This window comes from Arcicella sp. BE140 (assembly GCF_031456255.1).
Lineage (GTDB): Bacteria > Bacteroidota > Bacteroidia > Cytophagales > Spirosomataceae > Arcicella > Arcicella aquatica.
In genome coordinates this window covers 135,734-155,701 of record NZ_JAVDUE010000012.1, presented here as the reverse complement: position 1 = coordinate 155,701, position 19,968 = coordinate 135,734, and the positions used below count along the sequence as shown (strand labels likewise).

Sequence of the window (19,968 nt, the reverse complement as noted above, 5' to 3'; positions counted from 1 at the left end):
ACGATTATTATTCTAAGCGTCGATATATTTACAAGCAATCTTAGCCGAGGAAATTGCCAAAGGAATACCTCCACCGGGGTGTACGCTTCCCCCTACAAAATATAGATTTTGTATCTTGGACGAAAAATTTGCGTGTCTTAAAAAAGCCGCATAACGATTATTGGATGAATTGCCATACAAAGCTCCTTGTGCCGACGACGTTTTCGATTCAATAGTTCGTGGGTCAAGAATTTCTTCGCATACTATTAAGTCGGAAATATCTACTTTTAATATCCTCGATACTTTCTTAATCACATTTTGGCGAGTATCAGCTATGATTTTATCCCAGTCTTGTCCTTCATTAGCTGGTGCATTGATGAGTACAAACCAGTTTTCACAGCCTGCGGGAGCATCATCCTTTTTTAATTTGGAAGTAATATTAATATAAACCGTAGGGTCGGATGTAATGGTTTTATCATTAAACATTGTCTGAAACTCTTTACGATAGTCGTCACTAAAGAAAATATTGTGTAGTCCTAATTCAGCAAATTGTTGTTTGATACCCCAATAAAAAATTACCCCCGAACTGCTCTTCGGCTGATTTAATAACCGTTCAGGATGCTGTTGGGTGGGCATAAGTTTGCGGTAGGTATGGGTTACATCCATGTTCGAAACCACTATGTCAACATCTTTCTCAATATGTTGCTGTAATGAATTACTAAACCGAATGCCCGACGCTTTTTTGTTGGTTACTAATATTTCTTCTACTTTGCTTTCATAGTTGAATGTTACACCCAAGTCTTCGGCTAGTTTCACCAATGAATCTGTGATAGAAACCATACCTTTTTTAGGAAAGAAAGCTCCGATATTATATTCTAAATGAGGAATAATATTGAGGGTAGCAGGGGTTTGATAAGGGTCTGACCCATTATAAGTAGCATAACGATTGAATAGTTGTACAATCTTAGGGTTCTTAAATAATTTTTCGTTTGCCTCGTTCATCGTTCCGAAAATACCAAGTTTAGGTAAATTCAGATAACCCTTCAAGGCTTTCAGCGATGTCCATGTAGAAAGTTTATGCAATGAGTCTTGTAAAAAGAGCCCGTCTAATACTTCATATTTAAAAGCACTGTCTTTCAAGAAATCCAGAATTTTCTGTGCAGACTCGCCCGTAATTTGCTCAACTTCCTTTGCAAATCGCTCAGTTTCAGCCCAAGCAGTAAGTTTTGTGTCATCTTCCCAAAAATAATGACAAATATCTGGCAACTTTACATAATCAAAATATTGGTTAGGATTTTTGCCTGTTAACTCAAAAAGTTCGTCTACCAAATGTGGCAAGGTAAACAAAGAGGGCCCCGCATCAAAACGATAGCCTTCGCGCTCAAAACTGCTCAATTTGCCTCCAGCATAAGTATTTGCTTCAAAAACAGCTACTTCAAAACCTTTATGAGCCAACCGAATGGCGGTTGAAATTCCCGCAATTCCTGCTCCAATTATTGCTACTTTTTTCATAAATCATAGCACGATTTTATAGAATCGTACCTAAAAATATTTAATTTATTCAATCTATTTTATCAATCATTCTATAAATACCAATCTTTAAACTCATCAAATAGTTTTCAAAACGTCTAATTTCTGTAATTTTGCAAAAAATAAAAACTTACCACAAGTTTCTGCCTATCTGGAATTGGAAAATTCCTATTGATTTTCGCAACAAAGCCTGTGGCAGGATATAAATTCTTTATGCTCAGAACACATAATAATGGCGAACTCCGCCTCACAAATGTAAACCAAACGGTTACCCTCTGTGGATGGGTACAGAAAACTCGTGACAAAGGCGGTATGATCTGGATTGATCTCCGTGACCGCTACGGTATCACGCAGTTGATGCTTGAAGAAGGCAAAACGCCTAAAGAAGTGTTAGATTTGGCTCGTACCTTCGGTCGTGAATTTGTAATTGCTGCGACAGGTAATGTAGTTGAACGTCTTTCTAAAAATGATAAAATTCCGACTGGTGATGTTGAAGTAAAAGTTACTTCTTTGGAAGTACTCAACCCAGCAAAATTGCCTCCGTTTTTGATTGAAGACGACACAGATGGCGGTGATGATATTCGTATGAAATATCGTTATCTAGATTTACGTCGTAATCCTGTAAGAGCTAACTTACAGTTGCGTCATCAAGTGGCACGTTTTACAAGAGATTATCTCGACAAACAAGATTTTATAGAAGTAGAAACTCCTGTATTGATAAAGTCTACTCCTGAAGGAGCAAGAGACTTTGTCGTTCCTTCAAGAATGAACCCAGGTGAGTTTTATGCTTTACCACAATCACCACAAACATTCAAACAATTATTGATGGTTTCGGGCTTTGACCGTTACTACCAAATCGTAAAATGTTTCCGTGATGAAGATTTACGTGCTGACCGTCAGCCAGAGTTTACTCAGATTGACTGCGAAATGTCGTTCATCGAGCAAGAAGACGTATTGAATATGTTTGAAGGCTTAATTCGCCATTTGTTCTTGAACGTAAAAAATATGGAATTGGGCGAAGTATCACGTATGACGTATGCACACGCCATGAAATATTATGGTTCTGACAAACCAGACATTCGTTTTGATATGAAGTTTGTGGAATTGAAAAGCGACGAAATCGACTTGACTTCTGGCAAAGATTTTCCAGTATTCGATGCTGCCGATGTCGTAGTGGGTATCAATGCCAAAGGTTGTGCGGAATATACACGTAAGCAAGTTGACGAGTTGACTGACTTTGTAAAGCGTCCGCAAATTGGTGCGAAAGGTATGATTTACCTTCGTTACAATGCTGATGGAAGCTTAAAATCGTCGGTAGATAAATTCTATGCAGAAGAAGATTTGAAGAAATGGGCTGAAGCATTCGGTGCTGAAAAAGGGGATTTAATCTTGATTCTTTCGGGTACTGGTGATAAAGTACGTAAGCAATTGAATGAATTACGCCTTGAAATGGGTAATCGTTTAGGTTTGCGTGACCCTAAAAAATATGCTGCTCACTGGGTTGTAGATTTTCCATTATTAGAATATGGCGAAGATGAAAACCGCTGGTTTGCGATGCACCACCCTTTCACTAGCCCTAAACCAGAGGATTTACAGTATCTGGAAACAGGAGAATTAGGAAAAATTCGTGCAAATGCTTACGATTTAGTAATCAATGGCGTTGAAGTAGGCGGTGGTTCTATCCGTATTTTCCAAAAAGAACTACAAGCAAAAATGTTTGAAGTACTCGGATTCTCGGATGAAGAAGCAAAACATCAATTCGGTTTCTTGATGGATGCTTTTGAATACGGAGCGCCTCCACATGGTGGATTAGCATTCGGTTTCGACCGTCTTTGTTCTTTATTTGGTGGTTCAGATTCAATTCGTGATTTCATTGCCTTCCCGAAAAACAATTCAGGACGTGATATCATGATTGACTCACCTTCAACAATCGATCAAAAACAATTAGATGAATTAAAAATTCGTACTGTGGTTTAGTATTCGGTCATGCAGAATGACATAAGGTCTAAATAACAATATAAAAGCGTTTTAAACAGTAGCAAACCTTCAAGGCTTGCTACTGTTTTTTTTTGCTCTTTTTGATAGTAAAGCCGATACTCTAAATAATTATATTGTACTTTTTGTGTATAATACATAAAAATATCGTTAATTTCGATATATAAAATGTCAAGATAATTTCATCTGGCAGATTGTTCTCCCTTTGATTTCAACAGGTGTTTTTTAGTAAAAAAAATGAAAAATATAGCTAACTAAAATATCATTTAATAATTTCTCATTGTTATTCGGCTAGATTGACAACATCGATTCACGCTTAAAATAAATACTTCTTACTATTCAATAAATACATGAATAATCAATTCATTGCCTCAATTAATCGCCTTTTTCTTTCCGTTTTAATCTTAACGGGATTGTATTCCTGTATAGACCCTTATGATGTTAATTTTAATCAGGAAAATAAAATACTGGTTGTTCAGGGACTGCTTACCAATGACATTGAAAACCCTGATACCATCAAAATTCAGTATTCTGTCTATACTAATGGTTACACTCGTGCAAAACCTGCTTGGCCTTTTGATGTCTATTTTTATCTGATTAATTCAAAACAAAAAATAGAACTGGTACAAACTGGAATAGGCATTTTCGTTCCACCTCCAAATTTCAGTATTGAACCTTCTGAAAAATATACGTTGAATTTTACTTTATATGATGCTGAAAAAGGTGAACAAAAGTATCAATCATCTCCTCAGCAGGCATCTATAACACCGCCAATCCTAAATATTCATGATAGTTTTAACCCTCAAAGTAGGCTTTCAGAAGATGGCAAAAAATTTGTCTCTTCCAACGATGTTTTTATAGACTTCCAAGACCCTGCTTCACAAAAAAACTATTACCTATGGAGATATATCCACTTTGAAAAGCTAGAAGAGTGTATTACCTGTTATTCTAGTATTTACAGCCCTTATACTGAAAGCTGTATTCCCATGCCAGGCTCAAGACAACCCTATTATGACTATACCTGTATGACCATGTGTTATGGGATTATGAAAAGTGACAAAGTAAATGTATTCTCAGATTTGGCATCAGACGGTCGCTTAATTACTGGTAAACGTGTGGCTCAAATACCTTTTTATTTTGTCTCTGGATGTTTGGTTGAAATTCAGCAGATGTGTATTTCTCCTGATGCTTATACTTTCTATAAAAACCTTGAATCGCAAACACAAACTAATGGTGGGCTTGCCGATACTCCTCCTACGGCAATTGTTGGTAATATTAGTAATATCACCAATCCCGAAGAAAAAATAGTCGGATATTTTAGTGTAGTTAATATTCAAAAGAAACGCCATTGGATAGACAGAGCAACCGCTACAGGTGAACGTTCTAATATCTTAGGGCACGTAGTAGTGCATGACCCTAGCCCGATGGCACCTTTAGCTACTTGTAAAAAAAGTGCAACCCGTACTCCTTTTAAACCTGAAGGCTGGCAATAACCTCTAAACGAATGAAAACAAAAATACTAATATTAATAACCATCTTTCTATTATTCCATTTCAACGGCTTAGCACAGGAAGCTGAAAAACAGCGTTTTGTAACAATAAAAATAACCGTTAGAGACTCAAGCGATAACAGTATTTTGAAAGAAGCTGCTGTAAGAGTTGATTTTCAAAAAGTCTATTTTTCTTCAGACAGTACGGGGGTGCATACTTTATATTTACGAAAGGGTAATTATTCTCTTTCTATCAATCACTTAGGGTATAGAGCTTTTAATGTGAAGTTATCTGTCAATACCCAAAATATCAATTTAAATGTCAACTTAGTAAATGTCTCTCGTGAGTTAGATGAAGTGGTAGTGAATAGCCAAGGGGGAAATAATAATGTAGCCAGACCATTATTAGGCGTAAACCCTTTGAGTATAAAGATGATTAAGCGAATTCCTGCTATGATGGGAGAAACCGATGTTCTACGAGGGTTACAAATGTTACCAGGGGTTACTTCTGTTGGTGAAGCCGCCAATGGCGTAAATATCAGAGGGGGTACAACAGACCAAAACCTTATTCTTTTAGACGATACTCCCATTTTTAATCCAACGCATCTTTTTGGGTTATTCTCAATTTTTCCTCCAGATGCCGTATCTGGTTTGGATTTATATAAAGGTGGAATTCCTGCTCGATTCAGTGGTAGAGCTTCGTCGGTGATTGATATTTTTATGATAAATCCATCTTTAGAAAAATTCAAAATGACAGGTGGTATTAGTCTGGTATCTAATCGATTGACAGTAGAACAACCTTTGATAAAAAATAAATTAGGAATAATGGTTTCTGGAAGAGCGTCTTTCAATGACTTTATGTTCAGATTGGGGCCACCCAGACTAGAGAATATCAAAGCAAATTTTTATGACCTTGCCACAAAAATATACTATAAAATAAACACTAAAAACACATTATCTTTTTCTGGATATTTAAGCAAAGACTTCTTTCAAACCGATTTATTAGGGACTATTGGAAACGTGAATGCTACCTCCACCCAGTATGATTATAGTACAATCAATGCTTCTCTGAAATGGTTTTATGCTTTCAATAATAAGCTAAATCTTCAAACTGTGGCAGTGTCTACCAACTATCAACCTAAAACTTTGTTGCCAGAATTAAATAGTAATAATAAAGTATCCATCGAATCAGGCATTAAATATCACCAGCTAAAATCAAGCTTAAGCTATAATACAGACCTACATAAAATAGAAGTAGGCATCAGTAGTATTTTATACAATATTAATCCGGGGACACTTAATCCTGGCACTTCCCAAAGTGTTAATTACATCTCTGCACCCGAAGAAAAAAGTATAGAATCGGGTATTTATATAGAAGATGAATATGCCTTGAGCAAGCGTCTTAATTTATCCTTCGGGCTTAGGTATTCTCAATACTGGGCAATGGGACCAACAACAGTCAGAGACTATGACCCATCATTACCTAAATCTGATTTTAGTGTTATTGATTCAACCTTTTACCAATCTGGCCAGTCTTCTGCAAATTACGGAGGCTTTGAACCACGCCTTGCCTTAAAATATACCCTTAGTGAACTAAGTTCTATTAAGTTTGGCTACAGTTTAATGAGGCAGTACCTACAGGTAGTATCTAATACAACAACACCCCTGCCCACCTCACGTTGGGCAACAAGTAATAAATATATTAAGCCACAAGTAAGTCAATTGTTTTCTATAGGTTACTTTAAAAATGCTAAAGACAATATTTATGAATTTTCATTAGAAGCATATTATCGTAATACTGAAAATATTATTGATTTTAAACCCGGAGCAGATTTCCTGTTTCAGCCTTATATAGAAACTCAAACATTACAAGGCAAAGGTAAAGCTTATGGTATCGAACTAATGCTTAGTAAGAAAAAAGGAGCAGCCACAGGTTGGATAAACTATACGTATTCTAGGGCCTTGAACCAAATAAAAATAGGGGAACGATTTGAAGAGCAAATCAATAATGGTAATTGGTATGCAACAAACTTTGACAGACCCCATAGTTTTAATGCTACCATCAGTATTGCCCAAGGCAAACACCATGAATTTGGTTTTACTTTTGTGTATAATACTGGTCGACCTTTTACCTTACCAAATGGATTTGTTGAATATAATGATGTGAAATATCCTTTTTATCTGGATAGAAATAATGAACGAATCAAAGACTACCATCGGCTCGACTTCTCTTGGACTATCCATAACCCTAGTCTAAAGAAAAAACGCTGGGAAGGCTCGTGGACTTTTGCAGTCTATAACTTGTACGGGCGTGCAAATGCATACTCAGTATACCTCAGACCAGAGAACGGTCTAAGAGCGTATCAACTAACTATCTTTGGCTCTCCTATCCCTTCACTGACATACAATTTTAAATTTTTGTAATGAGTCCCTAATTTTATCATCATCAAAATACAACAAAAAAAGACGAACAAAGCTGCTCGTCTTTTTTTCTATCTAGTCCCACCATCAGTGGCGTGGTAAAGATATAACATTTATTGCTATTAACAAATGATAATTTTTTACAATCTAGCATCTACTAAATTTTTATTCCATAAAGACTTAATATCGTACACTACTGCGTCTGGATTTTTAAGTTTTTCTAAATCCAATTGTTGAAATTCGTCATGCGAAACAGCTAGTAAAATACCATCATATTTTTCGGAAATTGTATCGATAAGTGTGATGCCATATTCTTCATGAACTTCTTTTTTATCAGCCCAAGGGTCATACACGTCGATTTTCACACCAAATTCCTTTAATTCCTGATATACATCAATCACTCTTGAGTTACGAATATCTGGACAATTCTCTTTGAAGGTAATACCCAAAATCAAGACTTTACTACCTTCAATTTTATGTCCTTTCTTGATTAATAATTTAATCAATTTTCCTCCTACAAAAATCCCCATGTTATCATTTACACGTCTTCCCGATAATATAACCTGAGGATAATAGCCCAAGCTTTCTGATTTATGCAATAGATAGTAAGGGTCTACCCCAATACAGTGTCCGCCTACTAAGCCCGGTTTAAATTTCAAGAAATTCCATTTGGTACCTGCTGCTTCCAATACTTCTGAAGTATCGATGCCCATTTTATCAAATATTAATGACAATTCATTGACAAACGAAATATTTACATCTCTTTGAGCATTTTCGATAGCCTTACTTGCCTCAGCAACTTTAATACAAGATGCCTTATAAGTACCCGCTTCGATAATTGAGCCATACAACTTATCAACAAACTCAGCAATTGCTTCATTAGACCCCGAAGTAACTTTCTTGATTTTAGTCAAGGTATTAATCTTATCTCCCGGATTGATACGTTCAGGTGAATAACCACAGAAGAAATCTTGGTTGAATATCAATCCACTTTCTTTTTCCAAGACAGGAACACAGTCTTCTTCTGTACAGCCCGGATATACGGTTGATTCATAAATAACAATGTCGTCTTTTTTTAGATACTTCCCAACCGTTTTACTGGCCGAAAGCAAAGGAATCAAATCAGGCTTTTTGTATTTATCAATCGGCGTAGGTACGGTTACGATAAATATATTACAGCTACTTAGCATCTCAGGCGTAGCCGAAAAAGTAAGTTTCTCAGAAGCTTTTAATTGTGCCGATGCTACTTCATGCGTGCGGTCGTGACCAGCATTTAGTTCATCTACACGTGTTTGATTAATATCGAAACCTAAAACATGGTACTTTTTCCCAAATTCTACTGCCAAAGGTAAGCCTACATAACCAAGGCCAATAATTGCGATTTTCGTTGCTTGTATATCCAAAATGAACTTCAATTTTAAAACTTTACTATTGTCAATTACTACCTCTTCAAAGACTCGCATTACTTTACTAAGTAGTGAATTTTTGAATTAAAACATAAAGGTAAGCTTATACTACATTTTTTTCAATGTTAGGCGAATGAATCATTACTAAAATGATTTTCAAGGAGAATTTTACCCGCAGATTTCAGAAATTCTAAACCGCTGATTTTCGCAAATTTTTAATGTATGCTGACAGCTGATGACCGAAATCTGTTTTTTTACCCGCAGATTTCAGAAATTCTAAACCGCTGATTTTCGCAGATTTTTAATGTATGCTGACAGCTGATGACCGAAATCTGTTTTTTTACCCGCAGATTTCAGAGATTCTAAAACGCTGATTTTCGCAGATGCTTAATCTATTCCAAAAGCTGAAAACAGATAGCCGATGACCGAAACTTGATAGCTCAAAGCTAAAAGCTTAATGAAAGAAAATATAACTTACCCAGATAGCCGTAATGATACTTACTAAATCGGCTGTTAAGCCCGCCCAAAGTGTATAACGAGTGTTGCGGATATTGACAGAACCAAAGTACAAAGCCAATACGTAAAAAATGGTATCAGAAGACCCTTGAAAAACACAAGACAAACGACCTGCGAAAGAATCAGCCCCAAAGGTTTTCATGGTATCAATCATCATTGCCCTTGACCCTCCTCCACTCAAAGGGTGCATCAAAGCTGTAGGCAACGCGTCGGTAAAGTCTGTATTCATTCCTGTTAACGCAAAGGCATATTTCATGCCATCCACTACCCACGTTAATGCTCCAGAATTTCGTAAGGCACCAATCGCAACAAGCATAGCCACTAAATAGGGAATAATTTTGACAGACGTTTCAAATCCGCCTTTTGCCCCTTCAATAAAGGCACTAAAAACATCTACTTTTTTTATTAATGCTCCTAAAAGGAATGATATGATGAATGTAAAGAGAATAACATTGGAAGAAATCTTTGAAACCACTTCAATTTGTTCTTTCGGAATACTTGAAAAATACCAAAGCACGAATCCGATAAATAATGAAATGCCCCCTAACCAAGTAAGTATTACCCTATCTAACAAATTGATTTTTTGACGAATGGCTACAAACAGTAATCCTGTAACCGTAGCTATATAAGTAGCTATCAAACAAGGAATAAAAATATCAGATGGGTCAGCGGCACCATAAATAGAACGCTGTGCCATGATACTAAGGGGAATCAGTACTGGCCCAGCACTATGCAACACCATAAACATGATTTGTGCATTAGATGCCACATCTTTACTCGGATTCAATTCTTGTAGACTTTGCATGGCTTTTAGCCCAAACGGTGTAGCGGCATTATCCAGCCCTAGCATATTGGCCGAGAAGTTCATAATCATCTGTCCATTGGCTGGATGGTTCTTAGGAATTTCAGGAAACAATCGGCTAAAAAAAGGACCAACTAAACGAGCTAAAAAATTGATAGCCCCTGCACGTTCGCCAATGTTTAATAAGCCCATAAAAAAAGTCATGACACCCGCCAAAGGCAAAGCTATTTTCATTACCGCCACTTCGGAAGAATCAAACATTCCATCAATAATTATTTTAAATATTTCGGTATCTCCCGTAAAAATGAGTTTGATTAATGCGACAATAAAAGCGACAATAAAAAAGGCAATCCAAAGGTAATTTAAGGCCATGTTATCATTAGGGTTTTATGAGCTCAATTTAAAAACTTGAACAGAAGTATTAAAAGCTAAAATTGCTTTATTTTCACTATTCAAAGCATTTCACCCTTAAATTTATGTTTTATTCTTTAATGACATCAACAATATGAGAAAACAAATTTTCTGTCTATTACTTTTCGTGATGCCTTATCTGGTAGTTTCAGCTAATGTGAAAGAAGCGAAAGTTGAGAAAAACGATCATAATCCTCCAAAGAACCTCAAGAAGAAGCTACAGACGGACTGTGAGTATGAGCAAAAAATGGCTCAACAAGGATTAGTCAATATTCAAGAAATTGACCCCTCTGTTTTAGTTGAATTGAAATACTCTACTACAGATAATTTTGTGGGAAAAGATGTCTATGGTTGTATCACCAATTGTTTTATGCAGAAGCGACCAGCGAAAATGTTGAAACAAGCCAATACTATTCTTCAACAGAAACACCCAAATTATCGGCTATTGGTATATGATGGCGGTAGACCGCATAGCATCCAAAAAATATTATGGAATACACTTTCGCAATATCCACCCAAAGAAAGAGCCAAATATGTAGCAAACCCTGCCGAGGGGTCAATTCATAATTACGGTAGTGCTGTTGATCTGACCATAGCTACAGCAGACGGTAAAGCATTAGACATGGGCACTAAGTATGATTACTTTGGGGCTTTGGCATACCCCATTAAAGAAGATTATTTTCTTGACCAAAAGAAACTTACGAAACAGCAAGTAGCCAATAGAATACTACTTCGCACTGTTATGAAATCAGCAGGTTTTACAGCAATTGATTACGAGTGGTGGCATTTTAATGCTGTTTCCAGAAGACAAGCAAAGCAGATTTATCAGATTATTGAATAGTTTTTTAGTAAAAAGCTGTAAATCGTTCGATTTTAATAAAAAAGTGTCCGAAAACGGACACTTTTTTACTTTATAAGTATCCATAAATATCTGTAAAACAATTGCTTATACCCAATGGCATATTCCTTGTGGTTTTGAGTTAATAAATATTTTAGGCACTAACTTCTACGAACACAAATTCTAGAGGATAATATCTATTTCCCTTTTATCACAGCATCATAGCCGTTTATCCTAAAAATTTTTAAAGCCCCAAAAATCATTCGTAACATTGAACCATAAATTATAAGAATTATGAAATTCTCATTACTAATCCTAACAGGCATTACTTTATTGACTTTTCAAGCAAAAGCTCAAAACGCAATCCAAGCAAGCTCAAATGATAAAACCAAAGTATCATTGCAAGATGCTGTAAACATTGCCTTGAAAAACAACATTTCAATAAAACAAAGTGAAAACCAAGTATTATTGAATGGCTTACAATTGAAACAATCAAAAGATAATCGTTTGCCCAACGCTAATGGTTCAATTAATGAATCGTTCAACTTTGGTCGAAGCCTTGACCCATTCACCAACACTTATGTTGAAAAGAACATCAATTACAACAGCTTAAGTGTTAATGCTAACGTTACTCTTTTCAACGGCTTTCTATTAAGAAATACGATACTTCAGAATGATTTATTGTTGAAAGCAACTGAATTAGATTTACAGGCAATGAAAGAAAACATTTCTTTGCAAGTAGTTTTAGCATATCTTAATATTTTGAATGCGCAAGACCTTCTACTGATTTCGCAGAGCCAGACACAAATTACGGCTTTACAAATTCAACGTACTGAAAAGTTAGTCAATGCGGGTTCTTTACCACAGTCTAACCTACTAGATTTAAAAGCACAATTAGCGACAGAAGAAACTACGGTTATCAATAACCAAAGTACTTTAGATTTAGCAAAATTATCATTAATACAATTATTGAATGATAAAAACATTACAGACGTAACCGTTGAAAGAATTGCATTACCTGTTCCTACTACTTCTGAAGGATACGATGCTACTGCTGCTAAAATATATGAAATTGCCGAAAAAGCACAGCCTACAATAAAAGCGGCCGACTTGAGAATTGAAGGTGCCATTAAAGGTATTGATATTGCTAGAGCAGGTTTTTTACCAACCATATCTGCAGGAGCTAGCTTAGGTGCTAACCAGTCTAACGCTCAGAAAGTTTACCGCCAAGATGGTGTAACTACTTCTAATTTAGGAAATGTAAATGTAAATGGAGTAGACTACCCATTGATTGTTTCTCAAACAAAATTTGTAGAAGACGGAACAGTAGCTTATTTTCAACAGCTAAAAAATACCGCCAATTATGGCTTTGGTTTTAATGCTACTATTCCTATTTTTAGCCGTTTCTTAAACAAAAACAGAGTAGCACAAGCTAAAATCCAAAAAAGCAATGCTGACTATACCGCCCAGTTAGCTCGCCAAACACTACGCCAGAACATCGAACAAGCCTACACAAACATGAATAACGCTGCTAAACGCTTTGATGCTTTAACGGTACAAGTAACAGCGTTGGAGGAATCTTTCAGAGCAGCAGAAAGTAGATTTGGAGCTGGAGCAATTGATTTTGTTAACTACAGTTTACAAAAAACAAACCTTGACAAAGCTCGTGGCAACCAAGTACAAGCAAAATATGACTTTATTTTTAGAACAAAAATCTTAGATTATTATCAAAATAAACCACTTACCTTTTAACTTGTGATTTGTGTATAGAACGATTACACATCATCACACAATTACCCAACATTATGGCAAAGAAATCTTCAAATAAAATCTGGTGGATATTAGGTGGAATCATCGTGGTATTAGTTATTGCATTAATTGTTGCAAAACAAAAAGGCCTCATTGGAAAAGAACCATCTACAGAAGTTGAATTCACTAAAGCAAAGAAAGCTGATATTATCGAAAGAGTATCCGCTTCTGGGAAAATTCAACCTGAGATTGAAGTTAAACTTTCGCCCGATGTTTCAGGGGAAATTGTAGGACTATATGTAAGCGAAGGTGACTCTGTAGTAGCTGGTCAATTACTTTTGAAAATTCGTCCTGATAATTATGAATCATTATTGGCTCGGGCAGAGGCACAAGTAAATTCATCTAAGGCATCAGTAGAGCAATCAAAAGCAATGCAATCTCAAGCAGAGTCACGTTTGTTGAAAGCTAAAATTGATTATGACCGTAATAAGAAATTACATGATGACAAAGTAATTTCAGATGCTGATTTTGACCAATTCAATTCGCAGTATTTAGTAGCAAAACAAGATGTAGAATCTACAAAGGCAAGTGTATTGGCTTCATCATTCAACGTTAAAAGTTCGGAAGCGGCTTTGAAAGAAGCAAGAGCTAACTTAACGAAAACAACTATTTATGCTCCGCAGAGTGGTACTATTTCAAAGTTGAATGTTGAATTAGGCGAACGTGTAGTTGGTACGTCTCAAATGGCTGGTACTGAATTACTTAGAATTGCCAATTTAAATAAAATGGAAGTACGTGTAAATGTGAACGAAAACGATATTACACGTGTTTCAATGAATGACACTGTAATTATTGATGTAGATTCATACAGTGCTTCTGGCAGAAAATTCAAAGGTGTAGTATATGAAATTGCTAGTTCAGCCAATGGCTTGGGCAGTACTTCTGCTACCACTGTTTCAACTGATGCAGTAACGGAATTTGAAGTAAAAATTAGAGTATTGCGTAAATCGTATCAAGATTTAATTGTAGGCAAACACTCATATCCATTAAAGCCGGGAATGACAGCGTCTGTTGAAATTATTACTGACCGCAAAAATGGCGTTTTATCTGTACCACTAGCATCAGTTACTACTCGTGACCCAAGTATGAAAGATGGCGAAGAGAAAAAAGAGGGTGATGCACCAGCAGAGGCTAAGGAAGATGAAAAAGTAATCAAGAAAGAGAAAGTTAAAGAAGTAGTTTTTGTACTAGGAAAAGACAGCAAAGCAAAAATGAAAGAAGTAAAAACGGGTATCTCTGACTTTGAAAATATTGAAATCCTTTCTGGTTTAACAGATGGCGAAACTATCATTTCTGGTCCTTATTTAACCGTTTCTAAAAAATTAAAAGACGGTGAATTAGTGAACAAAAAAGAAGTTAAAAAAGACAAAAAATAGTCAATAGATTAGTTTGGTTTAGGGTTTATGAAAAAGCCAGTCAGGAATGTTTTGACTGGCTTTTTTGTGTACTTACATGCCATATCGTGTTGAATTGTTTTGTATATTTATGTAAAACAAACTAAATATGACATCAAGACGAAATTTTCTAAACCAAGTTACTGCGCTTGCCGGTACTTCCTTACTCCCAACATTTAAAGGTTTATCTTCCAACGACTTACAGTCGATTAGTAGTTTTTCACCAGATAAATCAGCCACGTTAATGGCTTCTGATGAAGACTTTTGGTATCAAATTCAACAAGCCTATACGGTTTCTCCTCAAATCATTAATTTGAATAATGGCGGGGTTAGTCCAGCCCCAACGGTTGTGCAAAATGCCGTAGAACGCTACAACAAATTAGCCAATGAGGCCCCAAGCTATTTTATGTGGAGGATTCTAGACCAAGGTCGTGAACCACTACGCGAAAACCTAGCGAAATTTTCAGGTGTTTCTCCTGAAGAAATCGCCATTAATCGCAATGCTACCGAAGCCCTTGACACGGTTATTTTAGGCTTGCCCCTGACTCGTGGCGACGAAATCGTAATGAGTAGATATGACTACCCAAATATGTTACATGCTTGGCGACAAAGAGAACTCCGTGAAGGATTAAAAATCAATTATGTAAACATTGATTTGCCTTTGGAAGACAACGATTTGATTGTTCAAAAGTATGTTGAACAAATGACGCCCCGAACTAAAGTGGTACATATAACGCACATTGTTAATTGGAACGGACAAATTTTACCTGCTAAACGTATCGCTGAGGAAGCCCACAAACGTGGTATTGAGGTATTGATAGATGGGGCACATTCATTCGCCCATTTAGAATACAAAATTCCTGATTTGGGTGGGGACTATTACGGAACTAGTTTGCACAAATGGCTATCAGCGCCCATTGGCTCGGGTATGCTTTGGATTAAAAAAGAGAAAATCAGTAAAGTGTTTCCCTTAATTCCTAATGACAAACCTAATGGAGATAATATCAGAAAATTTGAAAATCTCGGTACTCGTCCCTTCCCTATCGAACAAGCGATTGGGCAGGCTTTAAACTTTCAATTAGCCATTGGGAATGCTCGAAAAGAGGCTCGTCTTCGCTTTTTGAAAAACTATTGGGCTAAAGAGGCTTCCTCAATGCCTAAAATCAAATTGAATACTCCTCTAAAATCAGAATACTCAGGAGCGCTATCACACTTTAGTGTAGAGGGAATGGATGCAGGCAAAATAGAAGGGGAATTGTTCGCTAAATATAAAATCCATACATCGCCTGTAAAATGGGAAAAATTAGATGGAGTAAGGGTAACGCCACATGTTTATACAAGTCTGCAAGATTTAGATAGACTCTTGGACGGCTTAAAGTATTTGTCGACTAAAGTTTAGTGGATTATATAAAATACAAAAGGCTTCCTTGAACAATCAGAGAAGCCTTTTGTATTTTGTTTGATATATTTTAGCCAACCAATTCTTTCAAATCTTCATCGTTCAATTGTTTACGAGCATCAGCCATCAACAAGAAACGGGTATAAAGTTTATCTAAATCTGGTTTTTCAAATTCAAATCCTAGTAACTGTAAACGGTGACGAAGGGCAGCACGACCCGAGCGAGAAGTCAATACGATAGCAGAAGAAGGAACACCCACATCTTCAGGGCTCATGATTTCGTAGTTCTGAGTATGTTTCAAGAAACCATCTTGGTGAATACCCGAAGAGTGTGCAAAAGCATTCGCTCCTACAATCGCTTTATTCGCTTGTACAGGCATTCCCATTAAATTAGAAACAAACTGTGAGAACGGATAAAGTTGTTTTGCATTGATACCTGTATGATAACCTAAATCTTTATGTGTATTCAAAATCATGGCAACTTCTTCTAAAGAAGTATTACCAGCACGTTCCCCTATCCCGTTGATAGTTACCTCTACTTGTCTTGCACCTGCCTGAATACCTGCAATAGTATTAGCAGTAGCCAATCCTAAATCGTTGTGATTATGCATTGAAATCACTGCTTTATGGATATTCGGTACGTTTTCAAACAAATAGTTGATGCGTTGAAACATTTGTTGAGGCAACAAATAACCAGTAGTATCAGGCAAGTTAACCACTGTAGCACCTGCATCAATCACAGCTTCTGTCAATTGTGCTAAGAATACTAAATCTGCACGACCAGCATCTTCTGCAAAAAACTCAACATCTTCTACAAACGACTTTGCGTATTTTACAGCCCAAACACCTCTTTCTAGAATTTCTTCACGTGTTGAGTTAAACTTATATTTAATGTGTGTATCTGATGAACCGATACCCGTGTGGATTCTTGGATATTTAGCATGCTTTAATGCCGCAGCAGCCGCATCAATATCTTCTTTCTTGGCACGAGTCAGCCCACAAACAGTGGCATTTTTAACTAATTTGGCAATTTCTTCTACCGAACGGAAATCTCCAGGTGAAGAAATCGGGAAACCAGCTTCGATAATATCTACCCCTAGTAGCTCTAGTTGTTCTGCAACTTGTAACTTTTCTTCGGTATTTAATTGACAACCCGGTACTTGTTCGCCATCGCGAAGGGTGGTATCGAATATTAAAATTTTCTGACTCATGGTTATTGCTTTTTGAAGGATTCTTAATCAAAAATAACACGTGATTATAGAAAAAACAAATTTTACAAATTCTCATCTTTAGAATTAAATTCTAAAAAACCATAAAAAACAAGTCTATATAGAATTAAATTCTACACATGGCACATGAAAAAGAATTAAAAACTAATCATTCAAGATTTAGTATATTAATTATTTCTTCACAAAATTTATTAATAAAATAATTATAGATATAGTAGTAAACTAAAATCCGTAAAAAATCCTATTTTTAGATACATTTCAAAACACAAAAAGGCTTGTCAATTTGTCAAACCCAAAATCCATGTTTAATTTTGATTAATTAACATAAAGCGAATAAAAATCGCCAAGATGATACCATGATAAAAAATAATTGGACTAGAGAGGAAATCGAAGAAATTTATAATCTCCCTTTCATGGAATTAGTGTACCGTGCAGCTACTGTACATCGCCAATTCAATGACCCTCAGGAGGTACAAATCAGCACATTGCTTTCAATCAAAACAGGCGGTTGTCCTGAAGATTGTTCTTATTGTTCTCAAGCAGCTCGTTATCATACCGACGTGAAAGTTCAAAAACTAATGGAACTTGATGAAGTATTGGCAGCAGCTGAAAGAGCTAAAAATGCTGGTAGCTCACGTTTTTGTATGGGTGCTGCTTGGCGTGAAGTACGTGACAACAAAGATTTTGACAAAGTATTAGGGATGGTAGAAGGCGTAAACGCTATGGGTTTAGAGGTTTGCTGTACTTTAGGGATGTTGACAGAATCTCAGGCTGAAAAACTAAAAAATGCTGGTTTATATGCCTACAACCATAATGTTGATACAAGCGAAGAACACTACGAAGATGTAATTTCTACCCGTACTTTCTCTGATCGTTTGAATACAATTGATAATGTCCGTAAGGCAAAAATTTCTGTTTGTTCAGGCGGTATTATCGGCTTAGGTGAATCTGACGGCGACCGTATCGGTATGTTGAAAACATTGGCTAATATGCCTCAACACCCTGATTCAGTACCTATCAACAACCTTGTGCCTATCAAAGGAACACCGCTAGGTGACCAAGAGCCCGCTTCTATTTGGGATATGGTAAGAACTATCGCTACTGCTAGAATTTTGATGCCAAAATCAATGGTAAGGCTGTCGGCTGGACGTATGGATATGACTTACGAAGGACAAACACTATGTTTCATGGCTGGGGCTAATTCTATTTTCTCAGGTGATGTGTTATTGACTACGCCAAACCCTGCGGTTAAAAATGACCAAGAATTATTCCAGATTCTAAGCATCAAACCACGTGAAGCTTTTAAAGGTACTAAGAAGGCTGGCGTTGAATTTCAAGTAATCCCTACTGCTGGAAAAGCATTAGGCATTGAAGAAGTAACTGTATAAATTTTATTCATACATTTTATAAGATACAAAATGGCTTTACAAATTGGTGATATAGCTCCAAATTTTACTTTATTTAATACGGTAAAAAAAGAAATTAGTCTGTCGGACTATAAAGGCAAAAACGTTGTTATCCTTTTTTTCCCTTTAGCTTTTACAAGTGTTTGTACAGCAGAACTTTGTGAAATGAGAGATAATATTGCTACCTATTCAGCACTAAATGCTGAGATTATAGGGATTTCAGTTGACTCTCTTTTTACTTTAGATAAATTCAAGGCAGAACAAAGCCTTCCGTTTGATTTATTATCTGATTTTAACAAAGAAGTATCAACGGCTTACGAAAGCATTTATGAGAACTTTGTGTTAGGAATGAAAGGTGTTTCAAAACGTTCAGCTTTCGTAGTAGATGGCAATGGCACTATTCAGTATGCAGAAGTACTAGAAAGTGCTGGTGATGTTCCGAACTTTGATGCAGTAAAGGAAGCGCTAGCAAAAATATAAATATCAAAGAGGCTGTCTCAAATAAAAGCAGACCAAATATTCTTTGCCTTACAACCTCACCCCCGGCCCCTCTCCTTCAGAGATGGGAGCTTTTGAGCTTAATAAGCCCCTTCTCTGAAGGAGAAGGGGTTGGGGATGAGGTTATTCGCAGAATATTCTTTGGCGAACTTTTATTTGAGACAGCCTCTTTTTTGTTTAAAACAAAATCCAATAACTCAGGTTGTTTAAGAAACCCTTATCAACATGAAAACTTCCTTTTTCGTTTTTCTCTTCTTTTTATTATTTTCAAAAACTGCTTTTGCACAAGAAAATCCCATCATTACCTTTCAGCAAGAACGCATTCATTTAAATCAACATGGCATGAAGGTACTTGGCAGTTGGGCAGGGGTCAATTTAATTACTAATGGTATCTTAAGGGCTAATACTACTACTGGCAGTAATCGGTATTTTTATGAAATGAATATTTATTGGAATGTAGTAAACGGCACTTTAGCAGGATTGGGCTTATTACAAAATAAGACTCAAGATTACAGTAACTCGGGAGTATTACTGAGCTTGGAAGAACAGCATGCTATAGAAAAAACATTTTTGATTAATTCAGGCTTGGATGTAGCTTATGTAATGACGGGAGTATATTTATTAGAGAAGAGCAAGACCTCAACAGACCAAGAAGAAAGGTTAAAGGGATATGGACAGTCCGTAATATTACAAGGAGGTTTTTTATTACTTTTTGATGGTATTATGTATGGTGTACATCGCTCTCATTATACTAAAAACAAGCGCATTTTCCAGCATATGATTTTTACGGGCAATCAATTAGGGTTAGTCTGGAAATTTTAAAGAAAACCTCCAGACTAATTTCTAA

General features: G+C 36.3%; 14 protein-coding genes. 10 read left to right on the top strand and 4 right to left on the bottom strand.

Features of this window, described 5'->3' with window-relative positions; all coding sequences use genetic code 11:
• Positions 1-12: 12 nt before the first annotated feature.
• On the bottom strand, positions 13-1,491 hold the full coding sequence (gene crtD / locus J2Y60_RS17095; RefSeq protein ID WP_309920770.1) for a 1-hydroxycarotenoid 3,4-desaturase CrtD: 1,479 nt from the start codon (positions 1,489-1,491) through the stop codon (positions 13-15).
• Positions 1,492-1,722: 231 nt separating this feature from the next.
• On the opposite strand from crtD, the gene aspS reads away from it, so the two are divergent.
• The 3 genes from aspS (at position 1,723) to J2Y60_RS17080 (ending at position 7,417) form a co-directional block, all read left to right on the top strand.
• The gene (gene aspS / locus J2Y60_RS17090) at positions 1,723-3,486 is read left to right on the top strand and encodes an aspartate--tRNA ligase (RefSeq protein ID WP_309920772.1); all 1,764 of its coding nucleotides are present in this window, start codon (positions 1,723-1,725) and stop codon (positions 3,484-3,486) included.
• Positions 3,487-3,854: 368 nt separating this feature from the next.
• On the top strand, positions 3,855-4,997 hold the full coding sequence (locus J2Y60_RS17085; RefSeq protein WP_309920774.1) for a DUF4249 domain-containing protein: 1,143 nt from the start codon (positions 3,855-3,857) through the stop codon (positions 4,995-4,997).
• Positions 4,998-5,008: 11 nt separating this feature from the next.
• Positions 5,009-7,417: a TonB-dependent receptor domain-containing protein gene (locus tag J2Y60_RS17080; protein WP_309920776.1), complete on the top strand. Its 2,409-nt coding sequence runs from the start codon at positions 5,009-5,011 to the stop codon at positions 7,415-7,417.
• A 137-nt stretch (positions 7,418-7,554) separates the two neighbouring features.
• Here J2Y60_RS17080 and J2Y60_RS17075 read toward each other — a convergent pair whose 3' ends face one another.
• Positions 7,555-8,877, bottom strand: a complete 1,323-nt coding sequence (locus J2Y60_RS17075) for a nucleotide sugar dehydrogenase (protein WP_309959212.1) — start codon at positions 8,875-8,877, stop codon at positions 7,555-7,557.
• Positions 8,878-9,274: 397 nt separating this feature from the next.
• Positions 9,275-10,510: a nucleoside recognition domain-containing protein gene (locus tag J2Y60_RS17070; RefSeq protein ID WP_309920779.1), complete on the bottom strand. Its 1,236-nt coding sequence runs from the start codon at positions 10,508-10,510 to the stop codon at positions 9,275-9,277.
• A gap of 133 nt (positions 10,511-10,643) precedes the next feature.
• Between J2Y60_RS17070 and J2Y60_RS17065 the strand changes: the two genes are divergently transcribed.
• The 4 genes from J2Y60_RS17065 to J2Y60_RS17050 all read left to right on the top strand — a co-directional run bounded on the left by J2Y60_RS17065 (position 10,644) and on the right by J2Y60_RS17050 (position 15,989).
• Positions 10,644-11,390 (top strand): M15 family metallopeptidase, encoded by a 747-nt coding sequence (locus J2Y60_RS17065; protein WP_309920782.1) that lies wholly within the window; start codon positions 10,644-10,646, stop codon positions 11,388-11,390.
• A gap of 291 nt (positions 11,391-11,681) precedes the next feature.
• The gene (locus J2Y60_RS17060; RefSeq protein WP_309920784.1) at positions 11,682-13,139 is read left to right on the top strand and encodes a TolC family protein; all 1,458 of its coding nucleotides are present in this window, start codon (positions 11,682-11,684) and stop codon (positions 13,137-13,139) included.
• A 53-nt stretch (positions 13,140-13,192) separates the two neighbouring features.
• Positions 13,193-14,572 carry an HlyD family efflux transporter periplasmic adaptor subunit gene (locus J2Y60_RS17055; protein WP_309920788.1) on the top strand — a complete coding sequence of 460 codons (1,380 nt, stop codon included), beginning with the start codon at positions 13,193-13,195 and terminating at the stop codon, positions 14,570-14,572.
• A 127-nt stretch (positions 14,573-14,699) separates the two neighbouring features.
• Positions 14,700-15,989, top strand: a complete 1,290-nt coding sequence (locus tag J2Y60_RS17050) for an aminotransferase class V-fold PLP-dependent enzyme (RefSeq protein WP_309920792.1) — start codon at positions 14,700-14,702, stop codon at positions 15,987-15,989.
• Positions 15,990-16,059: 70 nt separating this feature from the next.
• Here J2Y60_RS17050 and J2Y60_RS17045 read toward each other — a convergent pair whose 3' ends face one another.
• Positions 16,060-17,199: a 2-isopropylmalate synthase gene (locus J2Y60_RS17045; protein ID WP_309920796.1), complete on the bottom strand. Its 1,140-nt coding sequence runs from the start codon at positions 17,197-17,199 to the stop codon at positions 16,060-16,062.
• 374 nt (positions 17,200-17,573) lie between these two features.
• On the opposite strand from J2Y60_RS17045, the gene bioB reads away from it, so the two are divergent.
• The 3 genes from bioB (at position 17,574) to J2Y60_RS17030 (ending at position 19,943) form a co-directional block, all read left to right on the top strand.
• Entirely contained in the window at positions 17,574-18,605 is a 1,032-nt protein-coding gene (gene bioB / locus J2Y60_RS17040) for a biotin synthase BioB (RefSeq protein ID WP_309920799.1), read from the top strand.
• Between the two features lie 30 nt (positions 18,606-18,635).
• Positions 18,636-19,103, top strand: coding sequence for a peroxiredoxin (locus J2Y60_RS17035; protein WP_309920801.1), 468 nt, complete (start codon positions 18,636-18,638; stop codon positions 19,101-19,103).
• Between the two features lie 243 nt (positions 19,104-19,346).
• Positions 19,347-19,943 carry a DUF6992 family protein gene (locus J2Y60_RS17030; RefSeq protein WP_309920804.1) on the top strand — a complete coding sequence of 199 codons (597 nt, stop codon included), beginning with the start codon at positions 19,347-19,349 and terminating at the stop codon, positions 19,941-19,943.
• The last annotated feature ends 25 nt before the right edge of the window (positions 19,944-19,968 follow it).